This is a genomic window from Nonlabens ulvanivorans (assembly GCF_000732625.1).
Taxonomy (GTDB): Bacteria; Bacteroidota; Bacteroidia; order Flavobacteriales; family Flavobacteriaceae; genus Nonlabens; species Nonlabens ulvanivorans.
Genome location: NZ_JPJI01000012.1, coordinates 150,163 through 165,815, shown reverse-complemented (window position 1 = coordinate 165,815; position 15,653 = coordinate 150,163). Strand labels below are relative to the sequence as shown.

At 33.9% G+C, this 15,653-nt stretch carries 18 protein-coding genes and 1 tRNA gene; 8 read left to right on the top strand and 11 right to left on the bottom strand.

What is annotated here, in order from left to right; translation table 11 throughout:
- Positions 1-249 (bottom strand): PfkB family carbohydrate kinase (locus tag IL45_RS02160; protein WP_036579692.1); only part of this gene is annotated, 249 nt, incomplete at its 3' end.
- A gap of 216 nt (positions 250-465) precedes the next feature.
- On the opposite strand from IL45_RS02160, the gene IL45_RS02155 reads away from it, so the two are divergent.
- The gene (locus IL45_RS02155) at positions 466-924 is read left to right on the top strand and encodes a hypothetical protein (protein WP_036579689.1); all 459 of its coding nucleotides are present in this window, start codon (positions 466-468) and stop codon (positions 922-924) included.
- Between the two features lie 60 nt (positions 925-984).
- Here IL45_RS02155 and IL45_RS02150 read toward each other — a convergent pair whose 3' ends face one another.
- Positions 985-1,947: a sodium-dependent bicarbonate transport family permease gene (locus tag IL45_RS02150; protein WP_036579686.1), complete on the bottom strand. Its 963-nt coding sequence runs from the start codon at positions 1,945-1,947 to the stop codon at positions 985-987.
- Positions 1,948-1,969: 22 nt separating this feature from the next.
- Positions 1,970-2,245, bottom strand: coding sequence for a hypothetical protein (locus IL45_RS02145; protein ID WP_051788614.1), 276 nt, complete (start codon positions 2,243-2,245; stop codon positions 1,970-1,972).
- Between the two features lie 110 nt (positions 2,246-2,355).
- On the opposite strand from IL45_RS02145, the gene IL45_RS02140 reads away from it, so the two are divergent.
- Positions 2,356-3,291: a LysR substrate-binding domain-containing protein gene (locus IL45_RS02140; RefSeq protein WP_036579684.1), complete on the top strand. Its 936-nt coding sequence runs from the start codon at positions 2,356-2,358 to the stop codon at positions 3,289-3,291.
- Between the two features lie 3 nt (positions 3,292-3,294).
- On the opposite strand, the gene IL45_RS02135 is transcribed toward IL45_RS02140, so the two are convergent.
- Together IL45_RS02135 and IL45_RS02130 are read right to left on the bottom strand one after the other, a co-directional pair.
- Positions 3,295-4,848: an NAD(P)/FAD-dependent oxidoreductase gene (locus IL45_RS02135; RefSeq protein WP_036579681.1), complete on the bottom strand. Its 1,554-nt coding sequence runs from the start codon at positions 4,846-4,848 to the stop codon at positions 3,295-3,297.
- 164 nt (positions 4,849-5,012) lie between these two features.
- Entirely contained in the window at positions 5,013-5,981 is a 969-nt protein-coding gene (locus IL45_RS02130) for an NAD(P)H-dependent flavin oxidoreductase (protein ID WP_036579679.1), read from the bottom strand.
- A 170-nt stretch (positions 5,982-6,151) separates the two neighbouring features.
- Here IL45_RS02130 and IL45_RS02125 point away from each other — a divergent pair, with 170 nt between their 5' ends.
- Together IL45_RS02125 and IL45_RS02120 are read left to right on the top strand one after the other, a co-directional pair.
- Positions 6,152-8,518: a TonB-dependent receptor gene (locus tag IL45_RS02125; protein WP_036579676.1), complete on the top strand. Its 2,367-nt coding sequence runs from the start codon at positions 6,152-6,154 to the stop codon at positions 8,516-8,518.
- A 4-nt stretch (positions 8,519-8,522) separates the two neighbouring features.
- Positions 8,523-9,332 carry a DUF4249 domain-containing protein gene (locus IL45_RS02120; RefSeq protein WP_036579762.1) on the top strand — a complete coding sequence of 270 codons (810 nt, stop codon included), beginning with the start codon at positions 8,523-8,525 and terminating at the stop codon, positions 9,330-9,332.
- Between the two features lie 11 nt (positions 9,333-9,343).
- On the opposite strand, the gene IL45_RS02115 is transcribed toward IL45_RS02120, so the two are convergent.
- Together IL45_RS02115 and IL45_RS02110 are read right to left on the bottom strand one after the other, a co-directional pair.
- Positions 9,344-9,838 carry a thioredoxin family protein gene (locus tag IL45_RS02115; RefSeq protein WP_036579674.1) on the bottom strand — a complete coding sequence of 165 codons (495 nt, stop codon included), beginning with the start codon at positions 9,836-9,838 and terminating at the stop codon, positions 9,344-9,346.
- A 67-nt stretch (positions 9,839-9,905) separates the two neighbouring features.
- Positions 9,906-10,532 (bottom strand): NAD(P)H-dependent oxidoreductase, encoded by a 627-nt coding sequence (locus IL45_RS02110; RefSeq protein ID WP_036579672.1) that lies wholly within the window; start codon positions 10,530-10,532, stop codon positions 9,906-9,908.
- Between the two features lie 144 nt (positions 10,533-10,676).
- On the opposite strand from IL45_RS02110, the gene IL45_RS02105 reads away from it, so the two are divergent.
- The 4 genes from IL45_RS02105 to IL45_RS02095 all read left to right on the top strand — a co-directional run bounded on the left by IL45_RS02105 (position 10,677) and on the right by IL45_RS02095 (position 12,179).
- Entirely contained in the window at positions 10,677-11,063 is a 387-nt protein-coding gene (locus IL45_RS02105; protein WP_036579670.1) for an acyl-CoA thioesterase, read from the top strand.
- Positions 11,064-11,729 (top strand): SanA/YdcF family protein, encoded by a 666-nt coding sequence (locus tag IL45_RS02100; protein ID WP_036579669.1) that lies wholly within the window; start codon positions 11,064-11,066, stop codon positions 11,727-11,729.
- Between the two features lie 109 nt (positions 11,730-11,838).
- Positions 11,839-11,982: a hypothetical protein gene (locus tag IL45_RS15225; protein WP_170062964.1), complete on the top strand. Its 144-nt coding sequence runs from the start codon at positions 11,839-11,841 to the stop codon at positions 11,980-11,982.
- 112 nt (positions 11,983-12,094) lie between these two features.
- Positions 12,095-12,179, top strand: a tRNA-Ser gene (locus IL45_RS02095).
- 89 nt (positions 12,180-12,268) lie between these two features.
- Here IL45_RS02095 and IL45_RS02090 read toward each other — a convergent pair.
- From IL45_RS02090 to IL45_RS02075, 4 genes are all read right to left on the bottom strand, one after another.
- Positions 12,269-12,916, bottom strand: a complete 648-nt coding sequence (locus tag IL45_RS02090; protein WP_036579666.1) for a hypothetical protein — start codon at positions 12,914-12,916, stop codon at positions 12,269-12,271.
- Between the two features lie 56 nt (positions 12,917-12,972).
- Positions 12,973-13,824 (bottom strand): universal stress protein, encoded by an 852-nt coding sequence (locus tag IL45_RS02085; RefSeq protein ID WP_036579665.1) that lies wholly within the window; start codon positions 13,822-13,824, stop codon positions 12,973-12,975.
- A gap of 64 nt (positions 13,825-13,888) precedes the next feature.
- Positions 13,889-14,737, bottom strand: a complete 849-nt coding sequence (locus IL45_RS02080; protein WP_036579662.1) for a universal stress protein — start codon at positions 14,735-14,737, stop codon at positions 13,889-13,891.
- A gap of 64 nt (positions 14,738-14,801) precedes the next feature.
- A complete protein-coding gene (locus IL45_RS02075; protein ID WP_036579659.1) occupies positions 14,802-15,644 on the bottom strand; it encodes a universal stress protein in 843 nt (280 codons plus the stop codon).
- Positions 15,645-15,653: the final 9 nt, after the last annotated feature.

The following is a 15,653-nucleotide window of genomic DNA, read 5'->3' as shown; positions in this document are numbered from 1 at the left end:
TTTGCGCACGATGCCTTCATCGCTCACGCCATTAAGTTTTAAAAAACGCTCTACACGTTCTCCTAAATTATGATCTGGCAAGGCCGTTATATGTGTACTATCCAAACCAAAATGCGCTAAAGAAACTCCAACATTTGCCTCTGAACCACCAAAAGTGACATCAAAATTAACTGTTTGAAATAATCTTTTATAATCTGGAACCGTAAGTCTCATCAAGACTTCTCCTATAGTAACTACCTTTTGCTTCATAATAATATAATGATAAACTTAATGAGGACAAACTTAAGTCTATACTAGTTATAATCTATACAATAGAACTATCGTTTACCCTTTTCAGAATGATATTGCCACCATAAACATACATAAACAGTGGCATTTTTGAAATTTTCAATAAAATAATACTAATGAATTATATTAGTAAGGTGAATGAAGAACATCCTACTTAATTTATATACTAAGTAAACTATGAGTATTAAAAACAGACTTGAAAGCAGCATCACTAAATTATATAAAGCTTTTCATGATGGAACCTTGCATCCAGAATGTGCATGTCATTGTGCAGTAGGTAATATTTGCGATAATAAGGATTTCTGGAAACATCTATCTGATGATCACGGTTCTGTAAAGCTTAATTATGTAGGCTTAGTCAATGAGAAACTAGGAAAACGTTTTAATGGTTACTTACCTTCGGAACTATTGCGTATTGAACACGCTTTTTTACAAGGTTGCGGCTATCAATTACCATTAAGACATCATCATTTTAAACCTAAGGACCCAAAAAGCCAAGTGATTCAGTTTGAAGGGTTGTGTGCCGCCATTACCATATTATGTAAATTAGAAGGTATCGACGATATATCAGATTATTCCAAACTTTTTGAGACTGATAACCATCAACCTATACACTCACTAGATCTAGTGTTTTAAAAACAAATCAAATAAGTAAAGAGATTAAAAAATCTCAATCTCTTTACTTATTTTGATAGGTTAAAATGACTGTATTACATTAAGGTATAATGGCATTCCCAAAGTAATGTTGAAAGGAAACGTTATAGCAAGTGCCATCGGTATATAAAGACTAGGATTAGCTTTAGGTGCAGCTAATTTCATAGCGGCTGGTACCGCAATGTACGATGCGCTAGCTGCTAGAATAGAAAACAATAATCGGTCTCCTGTTTCTGTTACAAAAAGCCCACTTACTACCGCCACGATAATCCCATTAACAATAGGTATAATAATTGCAAAAGCAACCGCAAACCATCCTTTCTTTAAAAAGGTTGACAATTTTCTTCCACTGGTGATTCCCATATCTAATAAGAATACTGCAAGAAATCCTTTAAACAAATCGGTTGTAAAGGGTTTAATTCCTTCGGCTTGAGCCTCACTTGCACACAGGCCTATTACTAAACTACCTATTATTAGGATTACACTACCATTAGTGAGTGCATGATGCAACACCGTTTTTGTAGAGACCTTATCTGATTTATCTTTATTAAATAGAGAAATTAATAAAAGGCCTACCATAATGGAAGGAGCTTCCATAAGTGCCATTACAGCAACCATATGCCCACTGAAATCCATTTGTTCCATCTCTAAAAAAGAGATAGCCGTAACAAAAGTAACTGCACTTACAGATCCATATGCTGCTGCAATTGCTCCAGAATTATAGACATTCATCTTACGACGCAAAATGAAATAAGCATAAATAGGAACAACAATAGCAAGTAAAACACCGAATAATAAAGACCAGACAATTTCCATATCAAATTCGCTATGTGACAATTCTTGTCCACCTTTAAATCCTATCGCTAACAGTAAATAAAGAGAAATAAATTTTGAGGAATTCTCGGGAATTTTAAGATCACTCTTAAGTTGAACCGCTATAATCCCTAAAAAGAAAAATAATAAAGCTGGGTTACTTAGGTTATCAATTAATAGATGTAAATCCATAATTATATTCTTAGAGAATTAATTAGTTTTTATTGATTTTAATCTCACTTTTGATTGATAAAGTTTCACTTCCTTTAATCATAGGTCCAAGAAAAGATATCGCCTTATCCTTTTCTGATTGTAAAGCTGCAATACGCTCGTTTTCAAATGTGCATGGATCTGCGTGATCTCTTTCTGTTTTTGCCAGTCGTTGTAATTTGTGAAAATTCATCTTCTTGTCTAGAACTGAAGTAATAATTTCCATAGCGTCTGATGCTGTAAAATTTCCGTCGATTAAGTCAATTTGTAATTCTTGCATTATAAAATATTTAAAGGTTAAATCACTTTTAATAAAAGCTGCTGCAAAGTTGAATTATCTTTTATATAAATTTATATTTATAATTTTTATCATATACATAAGTAATATTTATGCATTATACACTTCACCAACTAGAGATATTCTTTAAAATTTCCCAATTAAAAAGTATTACTAAAGCTGCCGAAGAATTAAACCTTACTCAACCTGCAGTTTCTATACAACTCAAAAAATTTCAAGATCAATTCCCATTACCGCTTACAGAATATTTAGGTCGTAAAATCCACATTACCGAATTTGGAAAAGAAATTGCTGATACCGCAGAGAATATCCTTGAGCAAGTAGCTACGATTACATATAAATCTGCAGCTTATGAAGGTAAAGTCGCTGGCAAACTTAACATATCAGTAGTGTCTACAGGTAAATATGTAATGCCTTATTTTCTCTCAGATTTTTTGAAAAAATATCCAGGGATTGACTTAACAATGAATGTTACTAATAAAAGTGAAGTAATCAAAAGTATTGAGGACAATACAGTTGATTTTGCCATGGTATCTGTACTTCCTGATCATTTGAAGATTAGCCGTATTGAGCTTATGCGTAATGAACTTTTTTTATTAGGAAAAGACAACCCTAGTAAGTCCGGCATGCAGATGAGTACTCAAGAATTTAAAAAGTTGAAACTTATCTATAGAGAAAAAGGATCTGCCACCAGACAGGCTATGGAAAGCTTCTTAGACCAACAAAAATTCACAAATCATAAAAAAATTGAACTAGTTTCTAACGAAGCTGTAAAACAAGCTGTTATAGCAGGACTAGGTTATTCTATAATGCCTATTATAGGAATTAAAAACGAACTCAAAAACAAAGAAGTACAAATTATACCTATTAAAAACCTACCAATAATAACTAACTGGAATTTGATCTGGTTATCATCAAAAAAACAGTCTCCGGCAGCACTTGCCTTAGCTCAATATGTTAAAGAAAACAAAATAGAAATTATTAAAAAACACTTCAGTTGGATGGAAAGTAAATCATTCCTCCCATAATTATTAGTTGTATTTTTCAATGATACGATCCATACAGTTAATTCCATCGATCGCCGCACTTATAATACCGCCGGCATATCCAGCACCTTCAGCACATGGATATATGCCTTTAATTTCAATATGCTCAAGGGAAAAATCATCCCTTGGTATTTTAACTGGTGATGATGTCCTACTTTCAGGCGCATGCAATACAGCTTCGGTAGTTAAATATCCTTTCATCTTATGACCAAAAGCTACAAAAGCTTTTCTTAATCTACTCGCCAGCATATCTGGCAAGACTTCATTTAAATCGACAGCCGTTAAACCTGGTTGATAAGATGTTTTAGGAAAATCAGTAGAAACCTTACCAACTATAAAATCGGTCATGCGTTGTGCTGGAACCTTTTGTGTTTTACCAGCAGCGACCCAGCAATCATATTCTACTTTCTTTTGAAATTCCAGACAGACAAAAGGATCGTTCTCTTTATAATTAGGTAAATCTTGAGGTGATACACTAACAACAATTCCACTATTAGAATATGGATTATTGCGTTTACTAGGACTCCAACCATTAGTAACAACCTCTTCAATATCAGTAGCACATGGCGCAATAATACCACCAGGACACATACAAAAAGAATACACACCTAATCCATCGACCTGTTCTACTAAACTATAACTGGCTGGCGGCAAATATGGATTTTGATCATCGCCATGATATTGGATCTGATCTATTAAGGATTGTGAGTGCTCAATACGCACACCTATTGCAAACGGCTTTGCTTCTACTTTAATACCACGATTATGTAATAAGTAAAAAATATCTCTAGCACTATGTCCAGTTGCTAGTATCACATGATTATAATCATACCAGACACTATCATTTATCTGAATTGAGGTAACCTGTCCGTTCTCATGTTTTATATCTGTGAGCTTCTCATTAAACCTCACTTCGCCACCTGCCTCTATAATAGCCTCGCGCATTGCGGTAATTATTTGTGGCAACTTATTAGTTCCTATATGTGGATGAGCATCAACTAAAATATCTGGTGTTGCACCAAAATCAACAAACCACTCCATCGCTTTCAATACATTACCACGTTTTTTAGATCGGGTATAAAGCTTTCCATCACTGTAAGTTCCTGCGCCGCCTTCACCAAAACAATAATTAGACTCTGGATTAACGATATGCTCTTTATTTATAGCTGCTAGATCTCGACGTCTAGAACGCACATCTTTACCTCTTTCATAAATAACAGGCTTTAAGCCACCTTCTATTGCTCGCAATGCGGCATATAATCCAGCAGGTCCAGCCCCTATAATGGCTACCGAAGGCTTATTACTTATATCACTTATTTTATATGGCTCGCGTACAGGTTTCTCGTCTCCATTCAACCATAATTCAATCTGTAGATTATAAAGGACACGGCGTTGTCTAGCATCAATGCTGCGCTTTCTAATGGACCATTGAGAGACATCATTCATAGAAAAATCAACCTTTTGGAAGACCTTTTCCAGTATGTGATCTTCATCCTCTAGATGATGTGGTAAAACTTGAATCTGAACCAGTGTACTCATAGGTGGCAAAGGTAATAGGTCTTTGAATAATATGCTTTAATTATACGTTCTTGTAGGATGATGTGGTTGACGCTTTCGCGAAAGCGAAATTTTAAACATCCTTATGATGTAAAAAGCCTCTTATCTTAACAATAAAAGGCTTTTAAAAAGAATTATAATCTCTATTAAGAGTATCGTTCTAGATTTTTCTTTTGCATCCCTATGGCATCTTTGAATTCAGTCTTCATACGATTAATCAAATCTGTAGCAGGTACGGTATCGTTAATTGTAGCAGATCCTTGTCCGGCACTCCATATAGTTTTCCAGGCTTTTGCCTCTGTATCCATTTCTTTACCAAAATCTATTTTACCAGTGGCTTTAAGTTGCTCTTCAGTAATACCTGCTGCATTTAAACTAGCTCCTAAAAAATTAGCACTTACACCAGATATAGCAGCTGTATAAACAATATCACTTGATCCAGCATCTATGATCATATCTCGATACTCATCTGTTGCTTTTGACTCATCTGTATTAATAAAACGGGTACCCATGTAAGCATAATCTGCACCCATTTGTAAGGCACTAGCCACATCTTGTCCACTACTCATCGCACCAGACAGTAAGATAGTTCCTTTAAAGAAACTGCGCACTTCTCTTATAAATGGCATAGGATTTAAAGTTCCTGCATGACCACCTGCACCAGCACAAACCAATATCAGTCCGTCCACACCAGCCTCTGCAGCTTTTTCTGCATGACGCTTTTTAATAACATCGTGAAACACTAAACCACCGTAAGAGTGCACCGCATCTACTAGATCCTTTACAGCACCTAAAGAGGTAATTATTAAAGGTACCTTATGCTTCATGCACACCATTAAATCTGCCTGTACACGAGGATTACTGCCATGAACAATGAGGTTAACTCCAAAAGGAGCCGCTTTCTTACCTGTTTCTTTCTCCCATTGATCGAGTTCTGTTTTAATTTGTACTACCCATTCTTCAAAACCTTCTGTCGTACGCTGATTTAGTGCGGGAAAAGTTCCTACGATACCATTTTTACAACAGGCTATTACTAGTTCAGGACCAGAGATTAAGAACATAGGTGCTGCTACTACCGGCAGCTTTATATTTTGAGAAAAGTCAGTATTATTCATTACTTGGGTTTACCACAAATTTACGATTATAGCACAAAATCACCGCATAAGAACTTAAATTAATATTGCAGTTAAGATGTCGTTAATTAAAGTCTTACAAGATGGTTTCCATTTAAATTTGTAACAAATTAATCTATTGTCCGTTACTTAGACAGACTAGAATATTTCTTATGATTAAACGATTATTAATTGCAATAATTTTATTGAATTTCGCTTTCGCGAAAGCGCAATCAGAAAAATTCACCCTATCAGGTACCATCAGTGAGGTAAGCAACGGCGAGACCATGATAGGTGTCAATATATTAATCCCAGAATTGAGCGCAGGAACCTCGAGTAATGAATATGGGTTTTATTCTATCACGCTACCGGCAGGAACTTATCAAGTAGTTTACAGTTTTATAGGTTATAAAAATATTTTAAAGGAAGTCGTTTTAAATAGTGATACACAAATCAATATTGAGATGGCAGACTCTGACGAGCAGCTAGACGCTATAGTTATTAAGGCTGATGTAGAAAGATTGAGTACTAAATCGCCACAAATGAGTACGAATGCACTTTCTATAGAAACTATTAAAAAAATACCTGTTGTACTGGGCGAGACAGATATTGTAAAGTCATTAGTTCTTTTACCTGGAGTGACTAATGCTGGCGAAGGTGCCTCTGGATTTAATGTACGTGGTGGTGCCGCAGATCAAAATTTAGTTTTACTAGATGAGGCAACATTATATGGTAGTGATCACTTGTTTGGCTTCTTTTCTGTTTTCAATCCAGATGCTATAAAAGACTTAAAATTATATAAAGGAGGAATACCTGCACGCTATGGTGGACGTGTATCTAGTGTACTAGACATCTATCAACGTGATGGTAATAAGAATAAACTGAGTGCCACTGGTGGTGTAGGTCTAGTGGCTAGTAGATTATTGCTTGAAGGTCCTATTGAGAAAGGCAAATCATCGTTTCTTATCGGTGGTCGCAGTAGTTATGCCCATCTATTCTTACCTTTATTTGATATAGATAACGTGGCTTACTTTTATGATTTAAATGCAAAATTAAGCTTCACATTAAACGACAATAATAGACTTTATGTGTCCTCTTACTTTGGTAGAGATGTATTTAAGGTGAACAATCTGTTCGGTAACACCTTTGGAAACTCTTTTGTTAACGCGAGATGGAATCATACCTTTAATAATAAATGGTTTGCAAATACGTCTTTGATTTATTCAGATTATAATTATGGCCTTGAATTAGATTTTGTAGAATTTGAATTCAGTAGTGGAATTACCAATCTTAATGCAAAATATGATTTGACACATTATGTCAATGATAAAACTAAAATGAGGTATGGGATTAATTCTATCTATTATGAATTTGATCCAGGACTTATCACACCTACAACAGCCACAAGCCCTATAAATGAGAGACAACTTACAAAAAAGTATGCTTGGGAAAATGGAGTTTATGTTGATGGAGAGTTTGAAATAACAGACAATATCAATATTAATGCTGGTTTAAGATTAAGCACCTTTAATCGTCTAGGTCAGAACAATATTAATATATATGAAAACAATCAACCTATAGTCTTTAATGAAGAATTACAAATCTATGAATCTGTAGACCCTATAGAAACTACAAATGCTAGTAGAGGCACGACTTTAAAAACATTTGCAAATCTTGAACCTCGATTCTCTATTGCCTACTCTTTAGATAACAATACTAGCTTTAAAGCGAGCTACCAGCGCATTAATCAATATATACATCTTATTTCTAATACTAATGCTCCTACTCCATTTGATCTCTATGCTCCTAGCGGCACTTTTATTGAACCGCAAAAAGGAGATCAAATTGCTGCTGGATTTTTTAAGAACATAGGTAACTATTCTTTAGAGACAGAAGTTTTTTATAAAACAGTTGATAATCGACTGGATTATATAGATGGTGCAGATCTTATAGCTAATGATGCCGTAGAACAAATATTATTAAAAGGTGAGGCTAGAGCTTACGGTCTAGAGCTTCTCTTTAGAAAAAACAAAGGTAAATTACAAGGTTGGATTGCTTATACTTTATCACGTAGTGAACAACGCACACCAGGCCGCACACCTGAAGAAACTGGAATTAATAATGGTGAATGGTACAACGCTGCCTGGGATAAAACACATGATTTAACCATAACGGGTAACTATGAATTAAATAACAAGTGGAGCTTTGGCGCTAATTTTACTCTACAAACAGGACAACCTATCACTTATCCTAATGGGCAATATGAATTCGATGGATTATTTATACCTACCTATGAGGCACGTAACAGCAGTCGACTGCCTATCGTGCATCGACTAGATTTAAGTGCTACATACATTCCTAAACCAGACAAAACAAAAGGATGGCAAGGCAGCTGGGTTTTCAGTATTTATAATGCTTATAATAGAAGAAATGCAGCCAGCATAAGCTTTGCACAAAATGAAGATACTAATCGCAATGAAGCAACGAGACTATCAATTTTTGGATTAGTACCTGCTATTACTTACAATTTCAAATTTTAAGATGATGAAAAAGATATTTACCTTATTAGTAGTTTCCATCTGCATAATTTCTTGTGAAGATGTTATTGAACTAGATCTCAATAATGCAGCGCCTAGATTAGTGATAGATGCAGCTCTTGAATTGCAAGAAGATGGATTTACTGAAGCTACTGTTCTACTAACTCGTAGTAGCGCATTTTATCAAGAAGAAATTCTTTTTGTAGACGATGCTAGTGTGATTGTTACTGATCCTTCTGGAACTGATCATACTTTCATATTGACTAATCCAGGATTATATAAAAATGTAACTTTAAATATACAAGATGGTGAATCTTACGTTTTAACCGTTATTGATGGAGATGACATCTACACGGCAACACAAGAGTTTATTAGCACCGTTCCATATTCTAGAGTAGAGCAGTCAGAAATTACAGGTTTTGGTGATTTTACTGAGATAACAGGCTTTTTTAACGATCCACCAGGTGAAGAAAACTATTATTTATTTGAATATATCGATGCGTATAATACTGAAGTTGACATATCAGATGATGAATTCTCTGACGGAAATGAAGCTCTGACAGCGTTTTTCATGGAAGATTTACCAACCGGCACTATAATTACCTTAACCATAAAAGGTATTGACCGCAGAGGTTTTACATTTTACGACACGCTTATTCAACAAACTGCAGATGGTGGCGGTGGTCCATTTGATACACAACCAGCAACCGTAAGAGGAAATATTATTAATACAGTAAACCCTGAAAATTTTCCTTACGGATATTTCAGGGTTTCAGAAAAATTTGAAATAGAATATACTGTTGTTGAGAATCCTTAAATAGGCATCTCTTAAAGGCCGAAAAGCCTCTCATTATTATCCATAAATTCCCAATAATATTGTGGATCTGGGAAGCTATAACGTTCCATTCTATTGCGTTCACGTCCATTATGATCTAAAGCAAGTAAGGTTGGGAATTTACTAACTCTCAACTTTTTTTGCATTTCCTTATTTATTTTCTTTTGCTCTAACGAGATTATATCATCACGATAAGGAATATCAAGCATTACAACTATATAATCCTCTGAAGCTTCAGCAAATTGGGGTGTATTAAAAAAATCCTTTTTAAGCTTTACACAAGGTTTGCACCAGTCGCTACCAGTAAAATAAACGAGCATAGGCTTTTTTTGCTTTTTTGCAGCAGCTTTAGCTGTTTTAAAATCTGTAAACCAGTTAATTTCTACTTCTTCAATAGATTCTACATCTTGAACATTTTCTTCAAAAGACTCTTGAGCATTCACTAATCCAGTAAAAAGAAGAATCAATAAAAAGGAATACATTTTCATAGTAACTAGGTTTATAGTATCAAAAATAATAAGATTATTTACACTAGGTCAACAATCTTGCCATAATCTAAACGTATTGTACCATTTCTTGTTGTGGGCGTCTTACTTTTTCCATTTTAGAAAACACGTCATCCTTTGCACGGTGTCCTACTGGCAGCAGTAATACAGATTTAAGACCTTGTTTTTGAAGATCTAGTAATTCATCGATTTGCTCTGGTAAAAAACCTTCCATAGGACATGAGTCTATACGTTCTTGCGCACAAACAGTCATTAAATTGCCTAATGCTATATAAGCTTGGTTTTTAGACCACTGTTCTACTTCAACCTTTTGTTTTTCTGAAAAAGATTGGGTGAGTTGATTCTTAAACGGTTTTAAAACTTCATCTGGTGTACTGCGTATCTTTTTTACAAGTTCAAAATATTCATTTACATATTCAACATCAACATGTTTAGTACATAAAACTAACACAGCACTACAATCAGCAACTTGTTTCTGACCAAAAGCTTTTTCAACCATCGCGTTTTTTATTTCTTGATTCTGTACTACAATCATTCTACAAGGCTGTAAACCATAAGAAGTTGCAGTTAAGTTAAATGCTTGAACTAATGTATCTATCTGATCCGTAGTTAATGTCTTTTGACAATCAAACTTCTTTGTGGCATAGCGCCATTGTAAATTATCTATACTTTTCATAGGTTGGAAACGTTATCTTTGTAAGGTAGTCGAGTTATTATATATTCGCTTTCGCGAAAGCGAAAAATCAAAGTTCAAAATAACTATAAACAAAGGTAAGACCTTCAATCTCTTAGCTCGTTAATTATTCAATAAAGGAAATTTATGACCGACACAGAAAAACGTATTAATGACTCTGAAACGAGAATTTTCAAAGCCGTTTTTCCAAATACTACAAATCACTACGACACTCTTTTTGGTGGAACTGCTTTACACATGATGGATGAAGCATCATTTATATGTGCTACTCGTTTTTCTAGAAAGAAAGTTGTTACCATAAGTACCGATCAAATTGACTTTAAAAAACCTATTCCTCAAGGCTCCATTGTTGAACTTGTAGCGCGTATAAGCCGCGTGGGTAATACTAGTTGTACTGTTGAGGTAAGCATGTTTATGGAGGATATGTATAGTTATAAACGTGAAAAAGTGGTTACAGGAAACTTTACCTTTGTCGCCATAGATGATGATAAGAATCCAACTCCTATTTGCTAAATGCGTAAATTTCTAAATCTTACCGTTTTTACAATTTTAGGGATAGTCCTACTTGTAATTATCTTACAGTTTCATGTAAACAGATCTAGTCGTGATTTGATTTTTGAAAACGCAAATGATTTAGAGCCTACTTATGTAGGCTTAGTACTAGGCGCTAGTGTACGACCTGATAAAAGTCTCTCTCCTATTCTACAAGACCGCGTTGACAAAGCATTTGAATTATATCACAATGGTATAATCAAAAAGTTTTTATTAAGCGGTGATCATGGGCAAAAAGAGTACGATGAGGTGAATGCTATGAGACGTTATTTAAACGATAAAGGTGTACCTAATGAGGATATATTTTTGGATCATGCCGGTTTTGACACTTACGACAGCATGTTTAGAGCACGAGAGGTATTTCAAGTAGAAAAAGCAATTGTGATAACTCAAAAATTTCATTTACCACGCGCCATATATGTAGGTAAAAAAATGGGATTAGAACTACAAGGATATATTGCCGACAATAGAGAGTATCCAGGAAACGCGCATTTCACCCGTAGAGAATGGCTAGCAAATATTAAAGCTTGGATTGAATTAAACATTGAGAAAAGCCCTACTTATAGTGGGAAATCTATTCCTATAACAGGAAGTAGCAGCCCTAGTCATGACAAACAATTAAACTAACGGACCATTTTTCTTAAAAATTAAATAAAAGGAAAATGATTCAGTTAAAGCTTGTTAAGTTATTTGTCAACGATTAGAATATTTTTTATCTTAAAATAAAAAATAAAAAATGAAAACATCGAAGACAGCAAAAACAAGCAAAAGAGAACAAGCCATTAACCTAGAACAAACCCATGGCAAAAAAATTAATCATCAGGTAAAAGATAAAAAAGAACATCATCAACCTAGAGATGAAATTAAAACACCTTCTTAATACATAAAAAATCTACAAAAAAAGTAGATTTTTTTTACTCCAAATTATAATTAAACAAAGAATAATTATATATTTGCAACCGCTTAAGCAAAAACATTTTTGTTTATCGACTGGAGAAGTGGCAGAGTGGTCGAATGCACTGGTCTTGAAAACCAGCGAGGGTCACACCTCCAGGGGTTCGAATCCCTTCTTCTCCGCAAAAACCCCAATAATCTTTGATTATTGGGGTTTTATTTTTTAATCAAAGTTCTTATTGTGTTCAACAAAAAAACAATTGAGTTCTCGATTAAGATTTTGAATTAGTGATTAACAATTCTTGATCTTCAAGAGACCACATCAACATTTTACAATAATCTTTAATGGCTTTCTTTTTGGAATCAAGTTTTGTAACGTCAATAGATGCTCGCCATATCACTTGTCGCTCTTTTTCTGGACAGATACAATATAGTACACTTTCAGCATGATAAACTACATAACTTTCTAATTGCTCGTTTTGATCAAATAAGCCTTGGTTTGAATAATAATCTTCATTAAAAGTCTCAAACGTTTTATTAAAATTCTGATAAGATTTAATCAACGTGACCTTATCCTCTGCTCCTATAACTTTAGAAACTAATATTGCATCATAACCATCATGTAACAATAAATCTTCCAGAGCCTTTACTTCATTCTCCGTTTGAGGTCTTTGGGTAAAATTATTGTCAAAAAAATTATCGCTATTTATAGCGTTTACTCCTTTATTTATGAGCTGTTGAACCACACGGTTTTCAAAATACTGTCTGTTTTCAACATCATTGGATATGGCAAGTACAAGTACTTTTTGCGCTTGAAAAGTTTCAACTTCAGGATTTTTCCAGTTTTCTACTAATTCAGAGTCAGAACAACTCACAAGTCCAAAGACTAAAATCGCTATAGCATATATTGAATTTCTCATGATTAGTTTTTAAATAGATACAAAAATGCTCTCGCAAATACATTTTATTCCACGATTTAGTACTTTGAATCATGCATTACCAATAAAGGCACTTTACTAAACATCCCTAATTCTTCTACCATTGGTGTAGAAAATATAGAATCTAAAAATGAATGTTTTCTATTGATAAAAGACACCATATCACTTCCACGACTTTCTACAAATCGTTTAACACTACTATTAACATCTGAACCGCCGATGTGATGTAGACTAAAAGAAGCATCCTCAAAACAATCTTCTAGCAATTGTTTATTCTCTTGTTGTTCAACGGTTAGTTCTGGATGATCATTAACGTGTAAAACGCAAATATTTGCATCTTGCAACTGCGCTATCTCGACAAGATGAACTAGTTCTCTTCTTTTGTAATGCGTTTTAAAACTAGTCGGAAACACAATTTCTTTAATATGTACTAATCTGGCGTCTAATGGAATTCCAAGAATAGGTGAACTACGCAAATTTTCCATCACATTTATAGTATTACTACCAAAGAGTTTATTCTCATAATTACTAGCACCTTTTGTCCCCATAACAACTAACTCAATATCTTTCTTTTCAATGGTTGATTGAATAGCACTTAATGGATCATCTTTTACAGATACTATATGATATTCATGCTTTTCATTAAGACCTCTAAAATCTAACATCTCTAATATATTTGCTAGACCACTAGCTGACTTATTTTTTTCTGTCTCAAAAGAAAGCATTTCTGCTTTATCCTTCATTAAATGTCCTCTACTATGCATTGTAGCATTGTAGGCATTGAGCAAGAAAAAACTGCACTCTTTATTTTTAAACAGGTCTGAAGCATAGGTTATGGCATTCCATGCGTTCTTTGAAAAATCGGTAGGTATTAAGATTTTCTTTTTCATAGCTTATTACTTTATATTACTTCATAAATCTAGATATTTGAGAGAAGAATAACTATGATTATTATCAGACCTCTTCCGGCAGAATAAGTAATGGAAGATCAGTATGGAAACTTATTTTTTCTACCGTTGAGGTTTTTAAAACACTCTTTAAAAAACTATACTTATGAAATAGTAATGTCAATAAATTAATATTTTGTGTTTTACAAAACTGATTAAGATCACTCTCAACAGATTGTTTACTAGAGACCCAGTGTGTTGTAAACTCAACATCATTTAATTGCTCTTTTAAAATATTGAATTGTGGCTCAACTTCTCTTTGTACATCTGACTCATTATGAAAATGAACTAATTGTAATTTTGAGTTATTTGCTTTTATTATCTTTTTTAAAAAATCAATGTTATTTTGCAGAGTATTCTTCTTAAAATCAGTAGCATAAGCTATATTTTTAGGATGAATATAGTTCGAATTTTCAGGAATTAAGAAAAGCGGAATAGGGCTGATATTCTTAATGGTATCTACCGCTTGACTTCCTATAAAAATTTCTTTTAATCCTGATGCTCCTTTAGTACCCATAACTACTAATTGAACATCTAGATTCTCAATTAAATCATTCATAATCTCATTAAGAGGTAATGCAGCGTACATCAATTCAACCTTTAAGTCGTATCCCGCACAGTCTAGTTGAACTCGATGAGACAATTGCTCTAGTTGACTTTGGACCGTTGATCTTAATTTTGCAGTAATTGCTTCATTTGCCACAGGATCCATTTTACTAATGCTATCATTTAAGGTCGCCTCATAAGAATGTACTAGATATATGGTACAATTTTCATCAGGAAATAATTGTGTCGCATAAAATAACGCATTATACGCATTTTCAGAAAAGTCAGTCGGTACGATAATAGATGCCATGGTCCTTATTTTAGTGGATAAAACTATCCCTTACTTATATATTTACCTATGATAAAAATCAGCTCTAGTTAGGTAAAATAAAGAAAGGCACACCTGAATGATGAACTACTTTTTTAACAACAGGTTTGAACAATAAATTCTCAAAAAAGTTGTGTTTATTGTGAACTAGAACTAATAGATCGATACCATGCCTAGATTGAAAATCTTCCATAGCCTCTAATACATCCATACCTTTTGCTATTTGAGTAAGATGTGCATCACGTTTAAAAAAAACGTCTAACGACTCCATATTTGCAACTTGTTGCTGTGTCAAACTACTACCTTCATAGGCATTTAAAAATATTAATCTGGAGATATTTTTATTGCAAATATCTTCAAGCAATTCCATACCTATGTGGTTTTCATTTGTTTGATAATCCGTGGTAAACAATATCTCCTTGGGCTGTTTAAAACAGTAACCTTGCGGCACACCTATTACGGGAACTTTGGCATTTTTTATAACATGCATGGTTTGCGAGCCTATAAATACTTCCTTAAGACCAGTAGCTCCATTTGTTCCCATAATAATGAGTTCGATATCATAATCTTTAACTAGTTGATTAACTTCAATACTCAACATATTAAATGTTGAAATCCCTTTATAGTGGTGATGTTCATCCTCATATTTTGAACTCACCTCATCGATGACCTTTTGCACCTGTTTTTTAGACTTCTTTTTAAATAGCTCTCCTATTTCTAAATCTAAACCAAGATCATTTCCATAAGTAGTAGAAGTATAAAGCGCTACCGGCTCATAAGTGTTAAGAACATAAAAAGTGCACTTTTCATTTTTAAACAACTGCACAGCATACTCCATGGCGTTAATGGATGCCTTGGAAAAATCTGTGGGTAAAAGAATCTTTTTCATAATTAATTA

Bases quoted from the DNA above. Each gene is read 5' to 3' on its own strand.
- IL45_RS02155 (WP_036579689.1), top strand. From the start codon at position 466: ATGAGTATTAAAAACAGACTTGAAAGCAGCATCACTAAATTATATAAA.
- IL45_RS02150 (WP_036579686.1), bottom strand. From the start codon at position 1,947: ATGGATTTACATCTATTAATTGATAACCTAAGTAACCCAGCTTTATTA.
- IL45_RS02145 (WP_051788614.1), bottom strand. From the start codon at position 2,245: ATGCAAGAATTACAAATTGACTTAATCGACGGAAATTTTACAGCATCA.
- IL45_RS02140 (WP_036579684.1), top strand. From the start codon at position 2,356: ATGCATTATACACTTCACCAACTAGAGATATTCTTTAAAATTTCCCAA.
- IL45_RS02135 (WP_036579681.1), bottom strand. From the start codon at position 4,848: ATGAGTACACTGGTTCAGATTCAAGTTTTACCACATCATCTAGAGGAT.
- IL45_RS02130 (WP_036579679.1), bottom strand. From the start codon at position 5,981: ATGAATAATACTGACTTTTCTCAAAATATAAAGCTGCCGGTAGTAGCA.
- IL45_RS02125 (WP_036579676.1), top strand. From the start codon at position 6,152: ATGATTAAACGATTATTAATTGCAATAATTTTATTGAATTTCGCTTTC.
- IL45_RS02120 (WP_036579762.1), top strand. From the start codon at position 8,523: ATGAAAAAGATATTTACCTTATTAGTAGTTTCCATCTGCATAATTTCT.
- IL45_RS02115 (WP_036579674.1), bottom strand. From the start codon at position 9,838: ATGAAAATGTATTCCTTTTTATTGATTCTTCTTTTTACTGGATTAGTG.
- IL45_RS02110 (WP_036579672.1), bottom strand. From the start codon at position 10,532: ATGAAAAGTATAGATAATTTACAATGGCGCTATGCCACAAAGAAGTTT.
- IL45_RS02105 (WP_036579670.1), top strand. From the start codon at position 10,677: ATGACCGACACAGAAAAACGTATTAATGACTCTGAAACGAGAATTTTC.
- IL45_RS02100 (WP_036579669.1), top strand. From the start codon at position 11,064: ATGCGTAAATTTCTAAATCTTACCGTTTTTACAATTTTAGGGATAGTC.
- IL45_RS15225 (WP_170062964.1), top strand. From the start codon at position 11,839: ATGAAAACATCGAAGACAGCAAAAACAAGCAAAAGAGAACAAGCCATT.
- IL45_RS02090 (WP_036579666.1), bottom strand. From the start codon at position 12,916: ATGAGAAATTCAATATATGCTATAGCGATTTTAGTCTTTGGACTTGTG.
- IL45_RS02085 (WP_036579665.1), bottom strand. From the start codon at position 13,824: ATGAAAAAGAAAATCTTAATACCTACCGATTTTTCAAAGAACGCATGG.
- IL45_RS02080 (WP_036579662.1), bottom strand. From the start codon at position 14,737: ATGGCATCTATTATCGTACCGACTGACTTTTCTGAAAATGCGTATAAT.
- IL45_RS02075 (WP_036579659.1), bottom strand. From the start codon at position 15,644: ATGAAAAAGATTCTTTTACCCACAGATTTTTCCAAGGCATCCATTAAC.